15 protein-coding genes and 1 pseudogene are annotated in these 15546 nt (G+C 42.2%); 11 read left to right on the top strand and 5 right to left on the bottom strand.

The window, feature by feature from the left end; all coding sequences use genetic code 11:
* The first annotated feature begins 7 nt into the window (after positions 1-7).
* The 4 genes and pseudogenes from ACFFGV_RS08150 to ACFFGV_RS08135 all read left to right on the top strand — a co-directional run bounded on the left by ACFFGV_RS08150 (position 8) and on the right by ACFFGV_RS08135 (position 5494).
* Positions 8-1459: a glycoside hydrolase family 32 protein gene (locus tag ACFFGV_RS08150; protein ID WP_377346524.1), complete on the top strand. Its 1452-nt coding sequence runs from the start codon at positions 8-10 to the stop codon at positions 1457-1459.
* A gap of 308 nt (positions 1460-1767) precedes the next feature.
* Positions 1768-3180, top strand: a pseudogene (locus ACFFGV_RS08145) (glycoside hydrolase family 3 N-terminal domain-containing protein); the annotation flags it as partial.
* Entirely contained in the window at positions 3172-4998 is a 1827-nt protein-coding gene (locus ACFFGV_RS08140; RefSeq protein ID WP_377346834.1) for an exo-beta-N-acetylmuramidase NamZ domain-containing protein, read from the top strand. The pseudogene ACFFGV_RS08145 and the gene ACFFGV_RS08140, both read left to right, overlap by 9 nt.
* 121 nt (positions 4999-5119) lie before the next feature.
* On the top strand, positions 5120-5494 hold the full coding sequence (locus ACFFGV_RS08135; RefSeq protein ID WP_377346522.1) for a DnaJ family domain-containing protein: 375 nt from the start codon (positions 5120-5122) through the stop codon (positions 5492-5494).
* A gap of 41 nt (positions 5495-5535) precedes the next feature.
* On the opposite strand, the gene ACFFGV_RS08130 is transcribed toward ACFFGV_RS08135, so the two are convergent.
* A complete protein-coding gene (locus ACFFGV_RS08130; RefSeq protein WP_377346520.1) occupies positions 5536-5874 on the bottom strand; it encodes a hypothetical protein in 339 nt (112 codons plus the stop codon).
* A gap of 429 nt (positions 5875-6303) precedes the next feature.
* Between ACFFGV_RS08130 and ACFFGV_RS08125 the strand changes: the two genes are divergently transcribed.
* Genes ACFFGV_RS08125 through ACFFGV_RS08115 form a run of 3 tightly spaced genes read left to right on the top strand, consistent with a single transcriptional unit; the run spans position 6304 to position 8745 of the window.
* On the top strand, positions 6304-7026 hold the full coding sequence (locus ACFFGV_RS08125) for an ABC transporter ATP-binding protein (protein ID WP_377346518.1): 723 nt from the start codon (positions 6304-6306) through the stop codon (positions 7024-7026).
* Positions 7023-8051 carry an ABC transporter permease gene (locus ACFFGV_RS08120; RefSeq protein ID WP_377346516.1) on the top strand — a complete coding sequence of 343 codons (1029 nt, stop codon included), beginning with the start codon at positions 7023-7025 and terminating at the stop codon, positions 8049-8051. The genes ACFFGV_RS08125 and ACFFGV_RS08120 overlap by 4 nt, the downstream gene beginning before the upstream one ends.
* Positions 8052-8082: 31 nt before the next feature.
* Positions 8083-8745 carry a TetR/AcrR family transcriptional regulator gene (locus ACFFGV_RS08115; protein ID WP_377346514.1) on the top strand — a complete coding sequence of 221 codons (663 nt, stop codon included), beginning with the start codon at positions 8083-8085 and terminating at the stop codon, positions 8743-8745.
* A gap of 83 nt (positions 8746-8828) precedes the next feature.
* Here the strand turns inward: ACFFGV_RS08115 and ACFFGV_RS08110 are convergent, their stop codons facing one another.
* A complete protein-coding gene (locus tag ACFFGV_RS08110; protein WP_377346512.1) occupies positions 8829-9671 on the bottom strand; it encodes an HAD family hydrolase in 843 nt (280 codons plus the stop codon).
* Between the two features lie 155 nt (positions 9672-9826).
* On the opposite strand from ACFFGV_RS08110, the gene ACFFGV_RS08105 reads away from it, so the two are divergent.
* On the top strand, positions 9827-10495 hold the full coding sequence (locus ACFFGV_RS08105) for an SOS response-associated peptidase (RefSeq protein WP_377346510.1): 669 nt from the start codon (positions 9827-9829) through the stop codon (positions 10493-10495).
* Positions 10496-10760: 265 nt separating this feature from the next.
* On the opposite strand, the gene ACFFGV_RS08100 is transcribed toward ACFFGV_RS08105, so the two are convergent.
* From ACFFGV_RS08100 to ACFFGV_RS08090, 3 genes are read right to left on the bottom strand one after another with little or no spacing between them, the layout of a single operon-like run.
* Positions 10761-11495 carry an amino acid ABC transporter ATP-binding protein gene (locus tag ACFFGV_RS08100; protein ID WP_377346508.1) on the bottom strand — a complete coding sequence of 245 codons (735 nt, stop codon included), beginning with the start codon at positions 11493-11495 and terminating at the stop codon, positions 10761-10763.
* 30 nt (positions 11496-11525) lie between these two features.
* Complete coding sequence (locus tag ACFFGV_RS08095) at positions 11526-12230, bottom strand: amino acid ABC transporter permease (RefSeq protein ID WP_377346506.1); 705 nt, start codon at positions 12228-12230, stop codon at positions 11526-11528.
* On the bottom strand, positions 12214-13032 hold the full coding sequence (locus ACFFGV_RS08090) for an amino acid ABC transporter substrate-binding protein (RefSeq protein WP_377346504.1): 819 nt from the start codon (positions 13030-13032) through the stop codon (positions 12214-12216). The genes ACFFGV_RS08095 and ACFFGV_RS08090 overlap by 17 nt, the downstream gene beginning before the upstream one ends.
* A gap of 344 nt (positions 13033-13376) precedes the next feature.
* On the opposite strand from ACFFGV_RS08090, the gene ACFFGV_RS08085 reads away from it, so the two are divergent.
* From ACFFGV_RS08085 to ACFFGV_RS08075, 3 genes are read left to right on the top strand one after another with little or no spacing between them, the layout of a single operon-like run.
* Entirely contained in the window at positions 13377-13895 is a 519-nt protein-coding gene (locus ACFFGV_RS08085) for an RNA polymerase sigma factor (RefSeq protein WP_377346832.1), read from the top strand.
* Positions 13892-14320 (top strand): hypothetical protein, encoded by a 429-nt coding sequence (locus ACFFGV_RS08080; RefSeq protein WP_377346501.1) that lies wholly within the window; start codon positions 13892-13894, stop codon positions 14318-14320. Before ACFFGV_RS08085 ends, ACFFGV_RS08080 begins: the two co-directional genes overlap by 4 nt.
* Entirely contained in the window at positions 14313-15410 is a 1098-nt protein-coding gene (locus ACFFGV_RS08075) for a hypothetical protein (protein ID WP_377346499.1), read from the top strand. The genes ACFFGV_RS08080 and ACFFGV_RS08075 overlap by 8 nt, the downstream gene beginning before the upstream one ends.
* Positions 15411-15546: the final 136 nt, after the last annotated feature.

The following is a 15546-nucleotide window of genomic DNA, read 5'->3' as shown; positions in this document are numbered from 1 at the left end:
TACCAGTATGTCAACTCGGGATGAACAACTGCGAAAGGATGCACAGGAAGCGGTGGAGAAGCACAAAGAGTTAGTGCAGAAAGATCCGTATCGTTTGAATTATCACATTATGCCACCTGTTGGCCTTTTAAATGACCCAAATGGATTTATTCAATGGAAGGGAATCTATCATATGTTTTATCAATGGATGCCGTTCCATACTGGGCACGGGGCTAAATTCTGGGGGCATTATACATCGAATGACCTTGTTCATTGGCAGGAGGAGAGAACGGCTCTCACCCCTTCAGAATGGTATGAGAAGAATGGCTGCTACTCTGGCAGTGCTATAGCTCATAATGATCAATTGTATTTGTTCTACACTGGCAATGTGAAGGATGAGAAGGGTGAGCGGGAATCGTATCAAGTGATGGCTACTTCAAAGGATGGCATTCATTTTGAAAAGCAAGGTGTTGTGGTGCAGCTTCCGGAAGGCTATACTGCTCATTTCCGTGACCCTAAAGTTTGGCAGCAAAATGGAAAATGGTACATGGTAGTCGGCACCCAGAATCATCAGCAGCAAGGAAGAGTTGCTATACTGCAATCGGACAACTTAACCGACTGGAAGCACTTGGGAGATGTTACAGGCGCCCATACAAAGCAATTAGATGCATTCGGCTACATGTGGGAGTGTCCCGATTTATTTCACTTGGACGGTAAAGAAGTACTCGTTGTATCACCCCAAGGTCTCCAAAAGGAAGGGGACAAGTATGAGAACGTCTACCAGTCCGGCTATTTTGTCGGTGATGTAGACTATTCGACTGGCGAAATGCAGCATGGTGCGTTTCACGAGCTTGATCAAGGCTTTGAATTTTACGCCCCACAAACCACAGAGGATGAACATGGACGACGAATCCTAGTAGGCTGGATGGGCGTTCCAGACCAGAATGAAGAGGCTCATCCTACGGTACAATATAAATGGATTCATACTCTAACGCTTCCTCGTGTGCTTACATTAAAGGAAGAAAAGCTATATCAAAACCCGGTAGAAGAGCTATCCTCCCTACGTGGAAAAGAAACAATCCATCAGCAGGTTCGAATACAAACGCAGGAAATAAGCCTTCAGGATGTGGAAGGAGATAGTATGGAGCTTTATGTTCAACTCCATTCTGTTGAGGCGGACGTAGTCGAAATCCAATTCCGTAATCATGCGCGCCTAATCTATCGGCCATCTACTGGTAAGCTGACATTAGAACGAAAGAGCTTTGTGGATTATCAAACGGAATCACGCTCTTGTACACTGCAAAATTTGAGCACGTTACGAATTTTTATGGATACCTCATCACTTGAGATTTTTGTGAATAACGGTGAGGAGGTTTTCACATCAAGGATGTATCCGTATGAGGAGAACAATTCTGTAATATTCGGCACAAATGGTACAGTCCTTATGGATGTGCATAAGTGGGATATGGGAAAAATGTAATACGCTGGTAAGCTGAGTGAGGGCGGAATCCATTGAGGGTTCGCCTTCTTTTTTTTTTGATAAATCTATAATATTACTGTTTGTTGGTCGATTTCCTAAGACTATGTATTTAGGAGATAAGAGGAAATTTCGTACTATATCGGCATGGACTTCCTTCTGCACACAACATAAGCTTAGTGTTGAAAGCCCTTTCAATGTCGCCGGTTTTAATAGGAAAGGAGGCTATGGTACAGGCTAAGGGGAGGGTATATCCTAAATAAGGGGAGTGCAGAAATTTGAATAGAGTTTTTAGAACGATCGTTGTTGGAATGATACTCTTCAGCATGCTTGGCAGCCAATCTATGTTCAGTGCCCCAGTACATAAAGTAGAAGCCTCACCGTCCAACCATTTAGAGGATGTCTTTATTTATCAAAATGTCGTCCCTGACAAAGCAGAACTAAATGATGGAACAATCGTTTTAAAGGGAATGAACATATATAAAAACGGCCATTTTACACTTACAGAAAATATGGAATGGAAATCGTATAACAAGAAGGTGGCTACGGTAAATGAAAATGGGGAAGTAACGGTCACCGGAAACCCAGGAAAGACGTTTATTAAAGGGAAGAGCGGAAAGCATTCTGATAAAATTGCCATCCAAACGAAGAAGAATGGGAAGGCTACTACCGAAATAATCCCTATTAAAAAGGATAGATATCATATTGTAGAAAAAGCATTGGAGAATATGTCTTTAGAAGAGAAGGTAGGGCAGATGCTAATGCCCGATTTCCGAAAGTGGGAAGGAAAAGACGTTACTAAGATGCTTCCGGAAATCGAAGAAATGGTTAAGAGATACCACCTTGGCGGTGTTATTCTGTTTCGGGAAAATGTAGTATCAACAGAACAAACCACACGCTTAGTGGATAGTTACCAGAAGGCCTCCGAGAAATATGGACTGCTTGTCACCATTGATCAGGAAGGAGGAATTGTTACTCGTCTTCAATCTGGAACAGACATGCCAGGCAATATGGCTCTAGGTGCTACCCGTTCTAAAGAATTGACGTATAATGTTGGCCAAGTGATTGGGAAGGAGCTTAAGTCTCTCGGTATCAACATGAACCTGGCACCGGTAATGGACGTAAACAATAATCCAGACAATCCAGTCATTGGCGTACGTTCCTTTGGAGAAGACCCAAAGCTTGTAAGTGAGCTTGGTGTATCTTATATAAAGGGTATTCAAAGCCAGGGAGTTGCTGCAACAGCAAAACACTTCCCGGGCCATGGGGATACTGCACTTGATTCTCATATAGGGCTCCCAGAAGTTCCGTATGATATAGAAAGGTTGGAGCAGGTGGAGCTATATCCATTTCAACAGGCTATGGATGAGGGTGTAGATGCTGTTATGACAGCGCATGTGACGTTCCCTAAAATAGACGACACGAAGGTTATTTCTAAAAAAACAGGAGAGAAAATTAATCTACCAGCAACATTATCCCCTAAAGTATTAACGGGCTTAATGCGAGAGCGCATGGGGTATGAGGGAGTAATCTATACAGACGCCTTAAACATGAATGCCATAGCAGACCATTTTGGTTCTGTAGATGCGGCCATTCGGGCAGTCAAGGCAGGTACAGATATCCTTCTCATGCCGGTTGGTGTGGAAAAGGTGGCTGAAGGGCTTCTAGATGCCGCAGAAAGTGGTGAAATCACCGAAGAAAGATTAAATCAATCGGTGAAAAGAATATTGAAGCTCAAGCTGGATAAAGGAATTATTAAAAAAGAGGAACCAACCCCGGTTCAAGAGAAGATACAAGCAGCAGAGGAAACTGTCGGTGCCAAAAGCCACAAACAGATCGAACAGCAAGCAGCAGATAGGTCAATCACTCTAATTAAGAATGAGGAGGTTCTTCCATTAGAGAAAGAGAAGGAGGAGATTGTGGTTATCGGAAGGTCTTTTCAAAAAGAGCTTTTCGAATCAGTCTCTCAACATCAAAGTAATGTCACCTCCATTTCCCTTGATAGTGACTATGACTTGTCAGAAGAAGAGTGGGACAAAGTGAAGAAGGCAGATGTGATTATAGTAGGAACCTATACTTATAATGTTTCTACTAGAGCAAAGGACAGTAACCAAATGCAAATGGTACGAGAGGTAATGAATAACACGGAAGGACACGTTATTGGGGTTGGCATCCGTAATCCATACGACATTATGGCCTATCCTGAAATAGACGCGTTTGTAGCACAATATGGCTTTAGAAAAGCTAGCTTTGACGCTACTGCCAAGGTTATATTTGGGGAAACATCTCCCTCTGGAGCTTTGCCTGTCACTATTCTGGACGATTCAGGGGAGGTATTGTATCCATATGGACACAGGGTGAATGCAGATAAGGAGGAAGAGGAATTCTTTCAGCTTGGTGTAGAGAAGTTTCTGGAGGAACATAAGGACTTGGTAAAAGGGAAAAAGGTTGGTCTTATTACTAATCCAACGGGGGTTGATCAACAGCTAAGAAGTGTAGTAGACACACTTCATGAGGATGAGGGTGTCCAGTTAACGGCCTTATATGGCCCTGAGCATGGAGTAAGAGGGAGTGCGCAGGCTGGAGATTATGTGGAATCTTATACCGATGAAAAAACAGGGCTGCCGGTTTATAGCCTGTATGGAGAAACTCGTAAGCCTACCAAAGAAATGCTGGAGAATATAGATACTTTACTGTTTGATATTCAAGATGTAGGGACACGCTTTTACACGTATATTTACACAATGGCTCTTGCGATGGAAGCTGCAGGGGAAAATGATATAGAATTTGTCGTATTAGACCGGCCCAACCCTCTAAGCGGTGATAAGGTAGAAGGACCGGTGCTAAACCCTGCATATTCCTCCTTTGTCGGCAAATACCCAATCCCCCTACGCCATGGCATGACAGTTGGAGAATTAGCCCAATTATTTAATGAGGAATATAAGCTTGGTGCAGACTTGAAGGTCATTCAGATGGATCAGTATGACCGTGGGATGTCCTATAAGGATACCGGTTTAGAGTTTGTTATGCCGTCTCCTAATATGCCGACCCTAGATACAGCAATGGTGTACCCTGGAGCAGCTTTAATAGAGGGAACCAATGTGTCAGAGGGGCGAGGCACCACAAGACCATTTGAACTCATTGGAGCGCCGTTTATAGAAAGTACGGCAATTGCTGCTACTTTGAATGAACAACAATTGCCAGGAGTCCGTTTTCGCGCCTCCTCTTTTACTCCATCTTTCTCTAAATATGAAGGGGAACTCGTACATGGAGTACAAATCCATGTTACAAACCCAAACACGTATCAACCAGTTAAAACAGGCTTGCACGTTGTTAAGATAATTCATGATCAATACCCAGAGCAATTTGCCTTTCGGGCAGAGGACAGCCAGGGAGTATCCTTTTTTGATAAATTAATAGGAAATGGCTGGGTAAGACAGGCTATAGAGGATGGGAAATCAGTAGATTATATGGTAGAGAAATGGAAGAAGGAGCTAGATGAATTTAAAGAGCTAAGAGAAGAGTATCTTCTGTATGAATAATAGCTGGGACCGGGAAGTGATTAATTCAAGGTTCTCATATGCTGATCTCTTCAAACGTCAGGGCGAGGATGCTATGGTATAATATAGGAAGTAGATAGATCGTGTAAGGGAGGCAGATGATATGGACTTTGCTTTTCGGATGGCTGAAGAACGAATCAAGGAAGCGGAAAAAAATGGTGCGTTTCAAGACTTGCCCGGCAAAGGGAAACCTCTCGATTTAACAGAAATTAATGCGGTACCAGAAGATTTACGGATGAGCTACACCATATTAAAAAATGCCAATATGATCCCAGAAGAAATGCAATTAAAGAAAGACATGTTGCAAATCGAGGAATTAATGGCACTATGTGAAGATGAAGCCCAAATAGATACCTATCGAAGGCAACTCAATGAGAAGTATATTCGCTTTCAAACATTAATGGAAAAAAGAAAAGTGAAAAGCTCCGCTGCTTATCCTCAATACCGTAACAAGATTGACCGGAAAATGGGGCTGTAATCAAACAAAAAACCTGGCTCAAAGTAGGAGTCAGGCTTTTGTTATGTTAGCGGAGAAATAAAAATAGCTAACAACGTAAATTCAGCGACAAGGAGGCTGACAAACAAGGAAATAGCAGATAATATCGGATAGCGTCTTAACTCAAAAATACTCAAAATAAAGCCCACTAACGGGATAATAGTATACAGAATCAACAGCCAAGCATTCGCGTTCATCTCCATGATTACCCCTACATACACCGTTAACCAAACCATTTCAGCACAGCTCACCGAAATGAGTACAGTTGGAACCTTATTGCTGGAAGGTGTTTTAAACTTATAGCCTGTTAAGAAAGCTCCAATAGGGACAACAAGCAACACAAATACGAATAAAGTAGTCATCGTCAAGAATCCCCTTCTTTCCACTTCTTAACAATTCCATTTTATCGTATTGGTTAAACCTGTAAAAAGTTAAATAAAATGAGTGATTACTCACTATTAAGGAGTGTTTTGTGGTAATATATAAGTGAGTAATCACTCATTAGTAAGTGGTTTATCTACATGGAGGGCTTTCTTAAGCCTGTCGGGGGTGAACAAGGCGCTTACGCATTTCTGTGATCCAGCTCCAGCGCCTACCCCCTCGGGGTCTTAAGAAAAGCCTGTCGGGGGTGAACAAGGCACTTACGCATTTCTATGGTCCAGCTTCAGCGCCTACCCCCTCGGGGTCTTAAGAAAAGCCTCTCTGTGGCAAAAACCTGCCACGCCGAGGCGTTTCTTAAGCCTGTCGGGGGTGAACAAGGCACTTACGCATTTCTGAAAGGGGAGGACAATATGGATGAGATGGTTCATGTGAAAGGGATTGCCCATGCATTTGGGGAGGAAAGAGTGCTGAAAAATATTGATATGGCAATAGCTGAGGGGGAAATATTTGGTCTGCTAGGTCCGTCGGGAGCTGGAAAAACCACATTGGTAAAGATAATGGTTGGGATTCTAGAAGCCGATGAGGGAGAAACGTGGGTGAAGGATGTACAAATGCCTTCGCTGCAACAAATGAAAGTGGTTGGGTACATGGCGCAATCGGATGCGTTATATGATGAGCTTACAGCAGAAGAAAATTTAGATTTTTTTGGTGCTATTTATGGTTTAAAGCGGAAAGAAAGAAAAGAGCGTATGAGGAATGTCATGGAAGTAGTAGGGCTTCAAGATCATTTGAGAAAGCCTGTGAGTCAATATTCTGGAGGAATGAAGAGAAGGCTAAGTCTTGCCATAGCTATGATACACGAACCAGATATACTCATCTTAGATGAACCGACTGTTGGCATTGATCCGATGCTTCGCCAGTCCATATGGCAGGAGCTACAGAGGTGGCAGGAGCGAGGGACAACTATAATTGTCACCACACATGTTATGGATGAGGCAGAAAAGTGTAATCGGCTTGCTATGCTTAGGAATGGTTATGTTATTGCTACGGGCAGTCCAGATGTGTTACGAGCTCACACCAATACGACCACGTTAGAAGAAGCATTTCTAGCTTATGGGGGTGCTACCTCTTGAGAAACGTGAACGCACTAATAATAAGGATTCTTAGACAATTTAAGCAGGATAAACGCTCACTTGGGTTAATGCTTCTCGCGCCTCTGCTTGTTATTACGCTTATGTGGCTTGTTTTTGATGGTGACCGCGTGGAGCCGCATATAGCGGTGGTAGATATGAATGAAACACTGATGCAAGGATTAGAAGATCAAGATGCTGTTATTAGCGATATGGGGAAAGAGGAAGCGGAGGATGCGATTCAAGGCCAAGAGGTGGATGCTATTCTTTCCATGGGCAATGGAAAGCTTGATTTGCTTCTAGAAGGAAGTGATCCTTCTACCAATCAGGCCGTTCAAATGACTTTGCAGCAAGCCATGAAAGCAATGAATCCATCCAATGCACAAATGGACCCGTCTGTTTCTTATTTGCATGGTTCAGAGGATTTAGGGTTATTTGATAATGTGGGACCTGTATTAATTGGATTCTTTGTCTTCTTCTTTGTGTTTATCATTGGTGGAGTATCCTTCTTGCGAGAAAGAACTCAGGGTACACTTGAAAGGCTGTTGTCCACCCCATTGAAAAGGAGTGAAATTGTCACAGGGTATGTACTAGGATTTGGTATTTTCACCTTATTGCAATCTATCATTATTGCAGCATTTGCTATCTATGTTCTGAATATGTGGATGGTAGGCTCTTTTGGCTATGTTTTACTAGTAACCTTTTTATTAGCTATGACAGCTCTAACTTTAGGAACGTTGCTATCTGCTTTTGCTAATAATGAGTTTCAAATGATTCAGTTTATCCCATTAGTCATTGTGCCCCAGGTTTTCTTCTCAGGCATGTTCAGTCTTGAAGCGATGGCTCCTTGGCTGCGATGGTTAGGTAACATTATGCCACTTAGTTATGGTGCGAATGCTCTTCGCGATATTATGATTCGAGGAGAAAGCTTTGCGGCGTTTCAGATGGATATTTATGTGTTACTGGGATTTTCTCTTCTATTTTTCATACTGAACATAGTAGCGCTGAAGAAGCATCGCAAGCTATAATGGGTGGTATGAATATGGAGGAGGCAAGGACATGAGTGACAAGAATTGGATTCAGGAAATACTCCAGGAGGACGGAGAGGGGCAGCTGACACCAAAGCAGGCACAGATATTACAGGCGGCAGTGGAGATGTTTGCTGAGAAAGGGTATGCTTCTACGTCAACTAGTGAAATAGCAAAGCGAGCCGGAGTTGCTGAGGGAACGATTTTTCGTCACTACAAGACGAAGAAAGAGCTGCTCTACTCCATTGTTTCCCCAATGATTGTACAGTTTGCAGCACCATTATTTGCAAGACATTTCATTGATGATGTGTTAGAGCGGGATCATGAAGGGTTTGAAGATTTTCTACGCCATGCGTTTAGAAATAGATATAACTTCGTAAAAGAAAACGCCCCATTCTTGAAAATAATTATTCAGGAAGTCGCATTTCAACCAGAAATGCAGCAGCGTTTTAAAGCACTCTTCGCAGAAAAACTGCTGCCTAGTGTACAGAAGGTCGTGATACATTTCCAGGAAAAAGGGGAACTAGCTGACATCCCTCCGGAAACGGTTATTCGAATATTGCTCACCAATATAGTAGGGATGTTGTTAACTAGATTTTTAATTATGCCGGATCAGGATTGGAATGACGACGAGGAAATAGAACGTACCATCGCTTTTCTTATGAAAGGGTTGCAACCCTCTTCCTCTGAATAGAAAGAAGCTTGAACCTGACACACATGGTGTCAGGTTTTTTTATGAATGAGACTGCACCTCGCCCTTAAAGGAACTTGTGCTAATTATGACTTCGAGGGTATTATTTCCGTAAGGGATGTAACAGCTAGTAGCTTGGAATGAGATAACGGTGCTTTATCTGGTGTTAACCAAATTGCTTTCATTTCATTTTGCAAGGCTGGTGCGATTTCATTCATGAAATTGTCTCCAATAGAGACGGTCTCATCTGGATTCATGTTATTCGTGGTGAGCAGCTGTGAGAAGTGTTCCTTTGTCCTTACCGGTTTCATTGCAGAGGTCACCATACTGTCGAATAGATTCTCTAAACCAAGATAGGCTAACAGTCTTTCTACGTCCGAGCGCTCGCTGTTTGTCATGAGAACAAGCGTCTTCGTTTGCTTTAGCTGGAGAAGCTGCGAAGCAAGCCCTGGGGTTTTCGTAAGCCAGCCTTCGCCACTTGCCATATCTACTTTTGTTTCATCGTAGGAGGCATGGCAATCTGTAATAGCTAATCCGTAATGAATCGCTAGTACATAGGGGGGCCACCAGCCGTCACCAATAGATATCCACCGCTTAAGATCAAAGTCTGCTGCAGAAAAGGACGTGGACTGGTAAGGGTTTTTTTCGGGTACACTCCCGTCCCATAAGAGGGGGTTAGTAAGTGTTTCGGTGAATGGATCCCACTCCCAAATAACATCCTCCTTTGCATCATATACCTTCCCAATAGAGAGAGGATGCTTTCCTGTCTGGACAAGCTGGTAATCCTTTTGAAAATGTGTTTTGGCTGGCTCAGACAGCTTGCTTTGGAGTTTCTTTGCGAATAAATCAAAATGCTTCGTATCCTCATAAAGAGTGCCATCTAGATCAAAAATAAGCATACGGCTGCTATCAATAAATGGATGATTCATGGGCGTACTCCTTTCTGTACTAACAACAACTAGCTCTATTATCTAGAAAAAAATCCATCCATTCAAGTGAAGGATTAGTAAGAGAGTAGGAAGGTAAAGCTAGGGAGAGAAACGAATACGTAGACAAAGGCTCAAAAACATAAGAGGTGATATATATGTGTGGTAGGTATACACTGCTAGCTGATGAACTAGAAATATTAAAGGCGTATGGAATTGAGCATACATTAGATGATTTCGCTCCGCGCTATAATGTTGCTCCTGGTCAGCAGGTGTTGTCGATTATTGATGATGGAAATCACAACCGTGCTGGCTATTTAACCTGGGGACTTGTGCCTTCCTGGTCGAAGGATCCGAAGGTGGGCTATAAAATGATAAATGCCCGATCGGAAACCGCCCATGAAAAGCCTAGCTTTAAAAGACTGCTACAGAGAAAACGCTGCCTAATACTAGCTGACAGCTTCTATGAATGGCAGAGAACCGAGGATGGAAAGCAGCCTATGCGTATATCACAGGAGGGAAAACCTTTCTTTGCATTCGCTGGTCTTTGGGACCGTTGGAGAACAGAAGATAGAGAGCTAGTGACCTGTACTATCTTAACGAAGGAAGCCAATGCGTTTATGGAACCAATACACCATCGTATGCCGATTATTTTGCCAAAGGAAGACGAGGCATGGTGGATGGAACAAGAGGAAAGAGATCCATCTTTAATGTATGACTATCTACAATCAGTAGATGTACCGGATCTTCAATCCTACCCAGTCAGTACACATGTGAACAATCCAAGGCATGAAGACGAACAGTGTATTCAAGCTATTACTACGTAATCTGATGCCGTAAATAGGAGAACGCTCTTACAATCCATAAGTAGCTTATAAAAGTTCGGAGATTGCTCTTACATTTTAATAATAGATTATAAAGCTCAAGTATCCTCTCCTTAAAGTGCCAAGCTGCCAAGAAAAAAGCACTCCTTATACGAAGTTGAATAGGAGTGCTCTTTTCTATAAGGATCTGTTATAGACTTAAGTTTATGTTAGCTAGCCCCTTACAGGGAAAGGCTTGATTTAGAATTAAGTCGCTTGTGTTTTTCTGTTAATTAATAAGATTAAGGAATTGGCGTGTCCGGTTGTTTTGTGGTTCAGTAAATAGTTGAGTCGGTGTGCCTCTTTCTACGATGCGGCCGCCATCCATGAAAATGACTTCGTCGGCTACTTCTTTAGCAAAGTTCATTTCGTGGGTAACGACTACCATGGTCATGCCCTCCTCAGCTAGCTCCTTCATGACCTTCAGCACTTCACCGACCAGCTCTGGGTCTAGTGCGGATGTTGGTTCATCAAATAAGAGTACCTCTGGGTCTATAGCTAGCGCTCTAGCTATTCCTACACGCTGCTGCTGACCCCCTGACAGCTGGTGAGGATAGTAATCAAGCTTATCTCCAAGACCTACTTTCTCCAGCAGCTGTTTTCCTTTTTGCTGAGCGTTTGTTTTGGCCACTTTCTGTACGGTAACTGGTCCTTCGATGACATTTTGTAATGCTGTCATATGAGGAAAGAGGTTATATGTTTGAAATACCATGCCAGTTTGCTTTCGAAGGGTTTGGATATCCTTTTTGGATACTTTTTGAGAGAAATCAAGCTCCATATTGTTCACGGATACCTTCCCTTTTGTCGGTGTTTCCAATACATTCAAGCAGCGTAATAGAGTGGTTTTTCCGGAGCCGGAAGGACCAATGACGACAATCACTTTTCCTTTGTTTACTTGAAGGTCAATGCCGTCTAATACGACCAGCTCATCAAATTGCTTGTGTAAATTTTGAACAGATAACATAGACGTGCTCCTTTTTGTTCTTCTGGCTACTTAGCTTACATACCGATTGAGACGATTTTCGATTTGGTCCTGTACCAAGGAAAGCAGGAAACAAATAACCCAATAGATAAAGGCTGCTTCCGTGTATAAGAGTAAGGGCTCGTACGTATTTGCCACAATTTCCTGTGATTTTCTAAACATCTCTGCAACGAGAATCGTGGAAGCTAGAGATGTATCCTTCACCAAGCTAATAAACGAATTAGAGAGTGGTGGAATAGATACTCTTGTTGCTTGAGGCAAAATGATACGCCTTAATGCTTGGCCAAAGGACATGCCGATGGATTGAGCAGCTTCCCATTGCCCTTTTTGAATGGAAACAATCGCTGCTCTTATGATTTCAGAGGCATAGGCTCCTGTGTTTAGGGAAAAACCGATGATAGCAGCAGGGAATGGATCCAGCTCTATTCCAACAGATGTAAGACCGTAGAATATAATAAATAATTGCACTAATAACGGTGTACCTCGAATAATGGAAATGTACACTCTTGCTATGCTACTTAACAATGTATTGCCTGAAATACGAAACAGCGCAGTAGTGATGGCCAGAATCATTCCAATGACAAATGCAATAAGGGTCATGGGAATGGAATAGAAGAGAGCTCCCTTCACTAAAGGAAGAAAGGAACTCTGTGCAATGTCGATATAGTATGAAACGTCAAACTGAGCGGTTAATAAACTATTACTTTGTAGAAACATCTTCGCCAAACCATTTCTCAGAAATTTGTTTTAAAGTGCCATCTTCTTTCATTTCTTTGAGTGCGCCATTTACTGCTTCTACGAGCTCCTCATTTCCTTTTCGGAACATTAACGCACTCTCAGAAGCTTCTTCTTCTCGGTCTACAATTTCAACCTGAGCATTATCGCCTTTTTTCTGAATAAAGTCCAATACGGATAAACGGTCATTCACAGTAGCATCTGCTCGACCGGAAGTGATGAGCTGCATAGCAGGGTTAAAGCCTTCTACTCCAGTGATTTCAGCACCATACTCTTTGGCGATGTCTTTGTAATTACTCGTTAACGATTGGGCAGCAGTTGCTCCTTGCAGGTCTTCAAAGCTGTTAATGCTGTCATTTCCTTCTTTCGCAACTAGCACTGCTGTAGAAACAGTGTAGGGAGTAGAGAAGTCATATTTTTTCTCGCGCTCGGGCTTAATACCAACCTGGTTAGCGATCATGTCAAAACGTTCAGAGTTTAAACCAGCAAACATGGAATCCCATTTTGTTTCCATAAATTCAACCTCAAGGTCTAGTCGTTTACCTACTTCACGTGCTACCTCTACGTCATACCCAGTTAGCTTATCCTCATCGTCATGGAAAGTGTAGGGAGCATAGGTGCCTTCTGTGCCGACTTTAATAACTCCCTCTTCCTTAATTTGGTCATAAAGACTTTGATCTGTATTTCCTTCTGCTGAAGTATTGTCTTCCTCCCCGCTTGTACCGCAGGCTGCAATTACTAGAGATAGTAATGCAAAGGAGATGATAGATAGAAATTTTTTCATTATATGTTCCTCCCAATTGTATAATACCAAGTATTCTTATAAGAATTTTAATAATCGATACATATCATACCTTGAAGCTCTTGCCGTGTCAATCTACTGGCTTACATTTCTGGTTAGACTTAGTCTGTGCAGTTGAATCGTTTTCTATTTAGCCTCTCTATCTTCTCAAAAACATGTTTGAACCGTTGATAAAAATTCCTATATAGAAATAACAACAGTACAGAACAGATCGAATTTAAAAAAATTTTTAAAAAAATGTAGTGTTTTTCCAATTTGATTCGTCTATAAAGTGAAAAGAGCGAAAGGGGGGGAGTGTTATTCAGGATGATGTGTTAGTGGAAAAAATGAAGCAAGGAAACGAGCAGGCGTTGCGTTTAATCATAGAACGGTATAAATCTCTTGTTTACCAAATTATCGTCAACGTTGTCCGAGATGAAAAAGAAGCTGAGGATCTTGCGCAGGAAACGTTTCTAAAAATGATGGATGCACTTCCTTCCTATCAATCTAAGGGATTCAAAACATGGCTAGGGAGAATTGCTATGCACAAAGCCATTGATGCGAGAAGAAAAAGGCAACGTCGGCAAGAGATGCTAGAGCAGGATGGCATTTCCTTCAATGATACTTTAGGTGCCAAGAGTGCGGAGGAAGAATGGTTGAACAGGGAAAAGTCAGCTGCAGTAGCCTCTTCGATTCAACAGCTACCCGCATCCTACCAGGAGGTAGTGCAGGCTTATTACATAGAAGGAAAAACCTACGCGGAGATTGCCACAGAACATGATTTGGAAGCGAAGACGGTTGAAGTAAGACTCTACAGAGCAAGGAAGTGGATGAAGCAACATTGGAAAAAGGAGGAGTTCTCATGACAGCTTGTAACAAAGAAAGACTAAAAGATTATGCCGAGCAAAATGTAGCGGAATGGGAGCAAATGGAAATAGAACATCACCTGTTAGATTGCACACATTGCTTGGAAGAATATTTAGCTATGTTGAATGACACAGCTCCTCCCGGTTTATCATCCTCTTTTACAACCCAAACAATAGAAAGGGTTGAAAAGCAGTATCCTGCACTTCAACGAAAGGGGAGGAGGAAGAATCGCTCCCTTCTCCATTACATGATGGCAGCAGGTTTAACACTTGTACTAATGATGTCCGGCGTGTTTGATCGCATCATGGATTCTATTGAGCCGGCATCGTCTCATAATCGCTCCTCCGTCTCAGAACAGATGGTGGAACGAACGAGTAGTTGGATTGATCACTTAATAACTAAGGGGGAAGGGAATCATGAATAATAAATCTTCTGTATTGGCCTTATTGTTATCGTTAATACCAGGGCTTGGACATATGTACCTCCACAAAAGGATAAAAGGCTTTGTTTATGGATTGCTTTTTTTTGGACCACTAACACTGGCATTTATGATCGCGATAGCCAACTATATGTATGAAGAGGTCATTTTAATCCTGTTGGCTATAAGCTTTGGAGTATTTATCATTACGATGGTAGACATGATTGTGACGCTATTAATTCTAGAAAGAGAACAACGAGCTGGATTCATAAACGAGGAGGGGCACAAAACGAAGGATAATGAGCGCTTTTTTACAATACTATTGTCCTTTGTACCCGGGGTTGGACATTTTCATCTAGGGTTAAATCAACGAGGGTTAACGCTCGTAACAGCGTTTATTGGGTTAGCTATTATGGTAGTGTTTATTACGTTCTTGACTAGTACATCAGGATTCATTATTTTTCTGCTCGCACTGCCAGTGATATGGATTTATAGCTTGTTTGATGTAATCCAATTGATGAATCAAAGAGCACGAGGAGAAATGTTAGAGGATCGCACGATTTTGGAGGATTTTGATCGCCATAGACAAGCTGATAAAAAAAGCAAAGTACTAGCGACCATACTAGGTTTCTTCCCTGGAGCAGGTCATATGTATCTAGGACTCCAGCGCAGAGGATTACAGCTTATGATAGGTTTCTTATTGTCCATTTACGTGCTGGATACACTACGCTTATCCTTCTTTTTATTCCTCATTCCCGTAATTTGGTTTTACAGCTTTTTTGACGCACTACAGCATGCAGCAAAGGCGGAGGATGAAGTGTTGGAGGATATTCCGTTAGTGAAGCAATTTTTAAATCATCAGCGCTGGTTTGGTATAGCCTTGATTACAATTGGCAGCTTCTTTATCTTGGATCGGATACTCGTTCCTATTCTGGATGATCAACTGTCGCAAATAATGAATATTAATGTTCGCTTTTATTATAGTGAATATTTTCAGCTCATTATCGTTTCCTTTTTATTTATATGGGGTGGTATTAAGCTGCTTGCTGGTACAAAGGAAGCATCATCAAAAAGAAAGGAGGAGGACCTGCTATAGGTCCTCCTCCTCTTAGTGTGCCTGGCATGGGTGCATGCTTTAGGGTTAAAGTCCCGAACGGTGAAGGTCGTTGTAGCCGTTAGCCAAAGGCAAGGGTGTCTGGGGTGACCTAGAATCTGAAGGAAGCCGGAGGCAA

This window comes from Pontibacillus salicampi, assembly GCF_042434395.1.
GTDB lineage: Bacteria > Bacillota > Bacilli > Bacillales > BH030062 > Pontibacillus > Pontibacillus salicampi.
Note: the sequence above shows the minus strand (reverse complement) of the source record. Positions and strands in the feature narration are given on the sequence as shown.

What these genes read in the sequence shown, in the direction of transcription:
- ACFFGV_RS08085 (WP_377346832.1), top strand. Translation starts at nt 13,377, where the DNA reads ATGAAGCAAGGAAACGAGCAGGCGTTGCGTTTAATCATAGAACGGTAT.
- ACFFGV_RS08150 (WP_377346524.1), top strand. Translation starts at nt 8, where the DNA reads ATGTCAACTCGGGATGAACAACTGCGAAAGGATGCACAGGAAGCGGTG.
- ACFFGV_RS08115 (WP_377346514.1), top strand. Translation starts at nt 8,083, where the DNA reads ATGAGTGACAAGAATTGGATTCAGGAAATACTCCAGGAGGACGGAGAG.
- ACFFGV_RS08080 (WP_377346501.1), top strand. Translation starts at nt 13,892, where the DNA reads ATGACAGCTTGTAACAAAGAAAGACTAAAAGATTATGCCGAGCAAAAT.
- ACFFGV_RS08110 (WP_377346512.1), bottom strand. Translation starts at nt 9,671, where the DNA reads ATGAATCATCCATTTATTGATAGCAGCCGTATGCTTATTTTTGATCTA.
- ACFFGV_RS08125 (WP_377346518.1), top strand. Translation starts at nt 6,304, where the DNA reads ATGGATGAGATGGTTCATGTGAAAGGGATTGCCCATGCATTTGGGGAG.
- ACFFGV_RS08075 (WP_377346499.1), top strand. Translation starts at nt 14,313, where the DNA reads ATGAATAATAAATCTTCTGTATTGGCCTTATTGTTATCGTTAATACCA.
- ACFFGV_RS08100 (WP_377346508.1), bottom strand. Translation starts at nt 11,495, where the DNA reads ATGTTATCTGTTCAAAATTTACACAAGCAATTTGATGAGCTGGTCGTA.
- ACFFGV_RS08090 (WP_377346504.1), bottom strand. Translation starts at nt 13,032, where the DNA reads ATGAAAAAATTTCTATCTATCATCTCCTTTGCATTACTATCTCTAGTA.
- ACFFGV_RS08095 (WP_377346506.1), bottom strand. Translation starts at nt 12,230, where the DNA reads ATGTTTCTACAAAGTAATAGTTTATTAACCGCTCAGTTTGACGTTTCA.
- ACFFGV_RS08135 (WP_377346522.1), top strand. Translation starts at nt 5,120, where the DNA reads ATGGACTTTGCTTTTCGGATGGCTGAAGAACGAATCAAGGAAGCGGAA.
- ACFFGV_RS08105 (WP_377346510.1), top strand. Translation starts at nt 9,827, where the DNA reads ATGTGTGGTAGGTATACACTGCTAGCTGATGAACTAGAAATATTAAAG.
- ACFFGV_RS08130 (WP_377346520.1), bottom strand. Translation starts at nt 5,874, where the DNA reads ATGACTACTTTATTCGTATTTGTGTTGCTTGTTGTCCCTATTGGAGCT.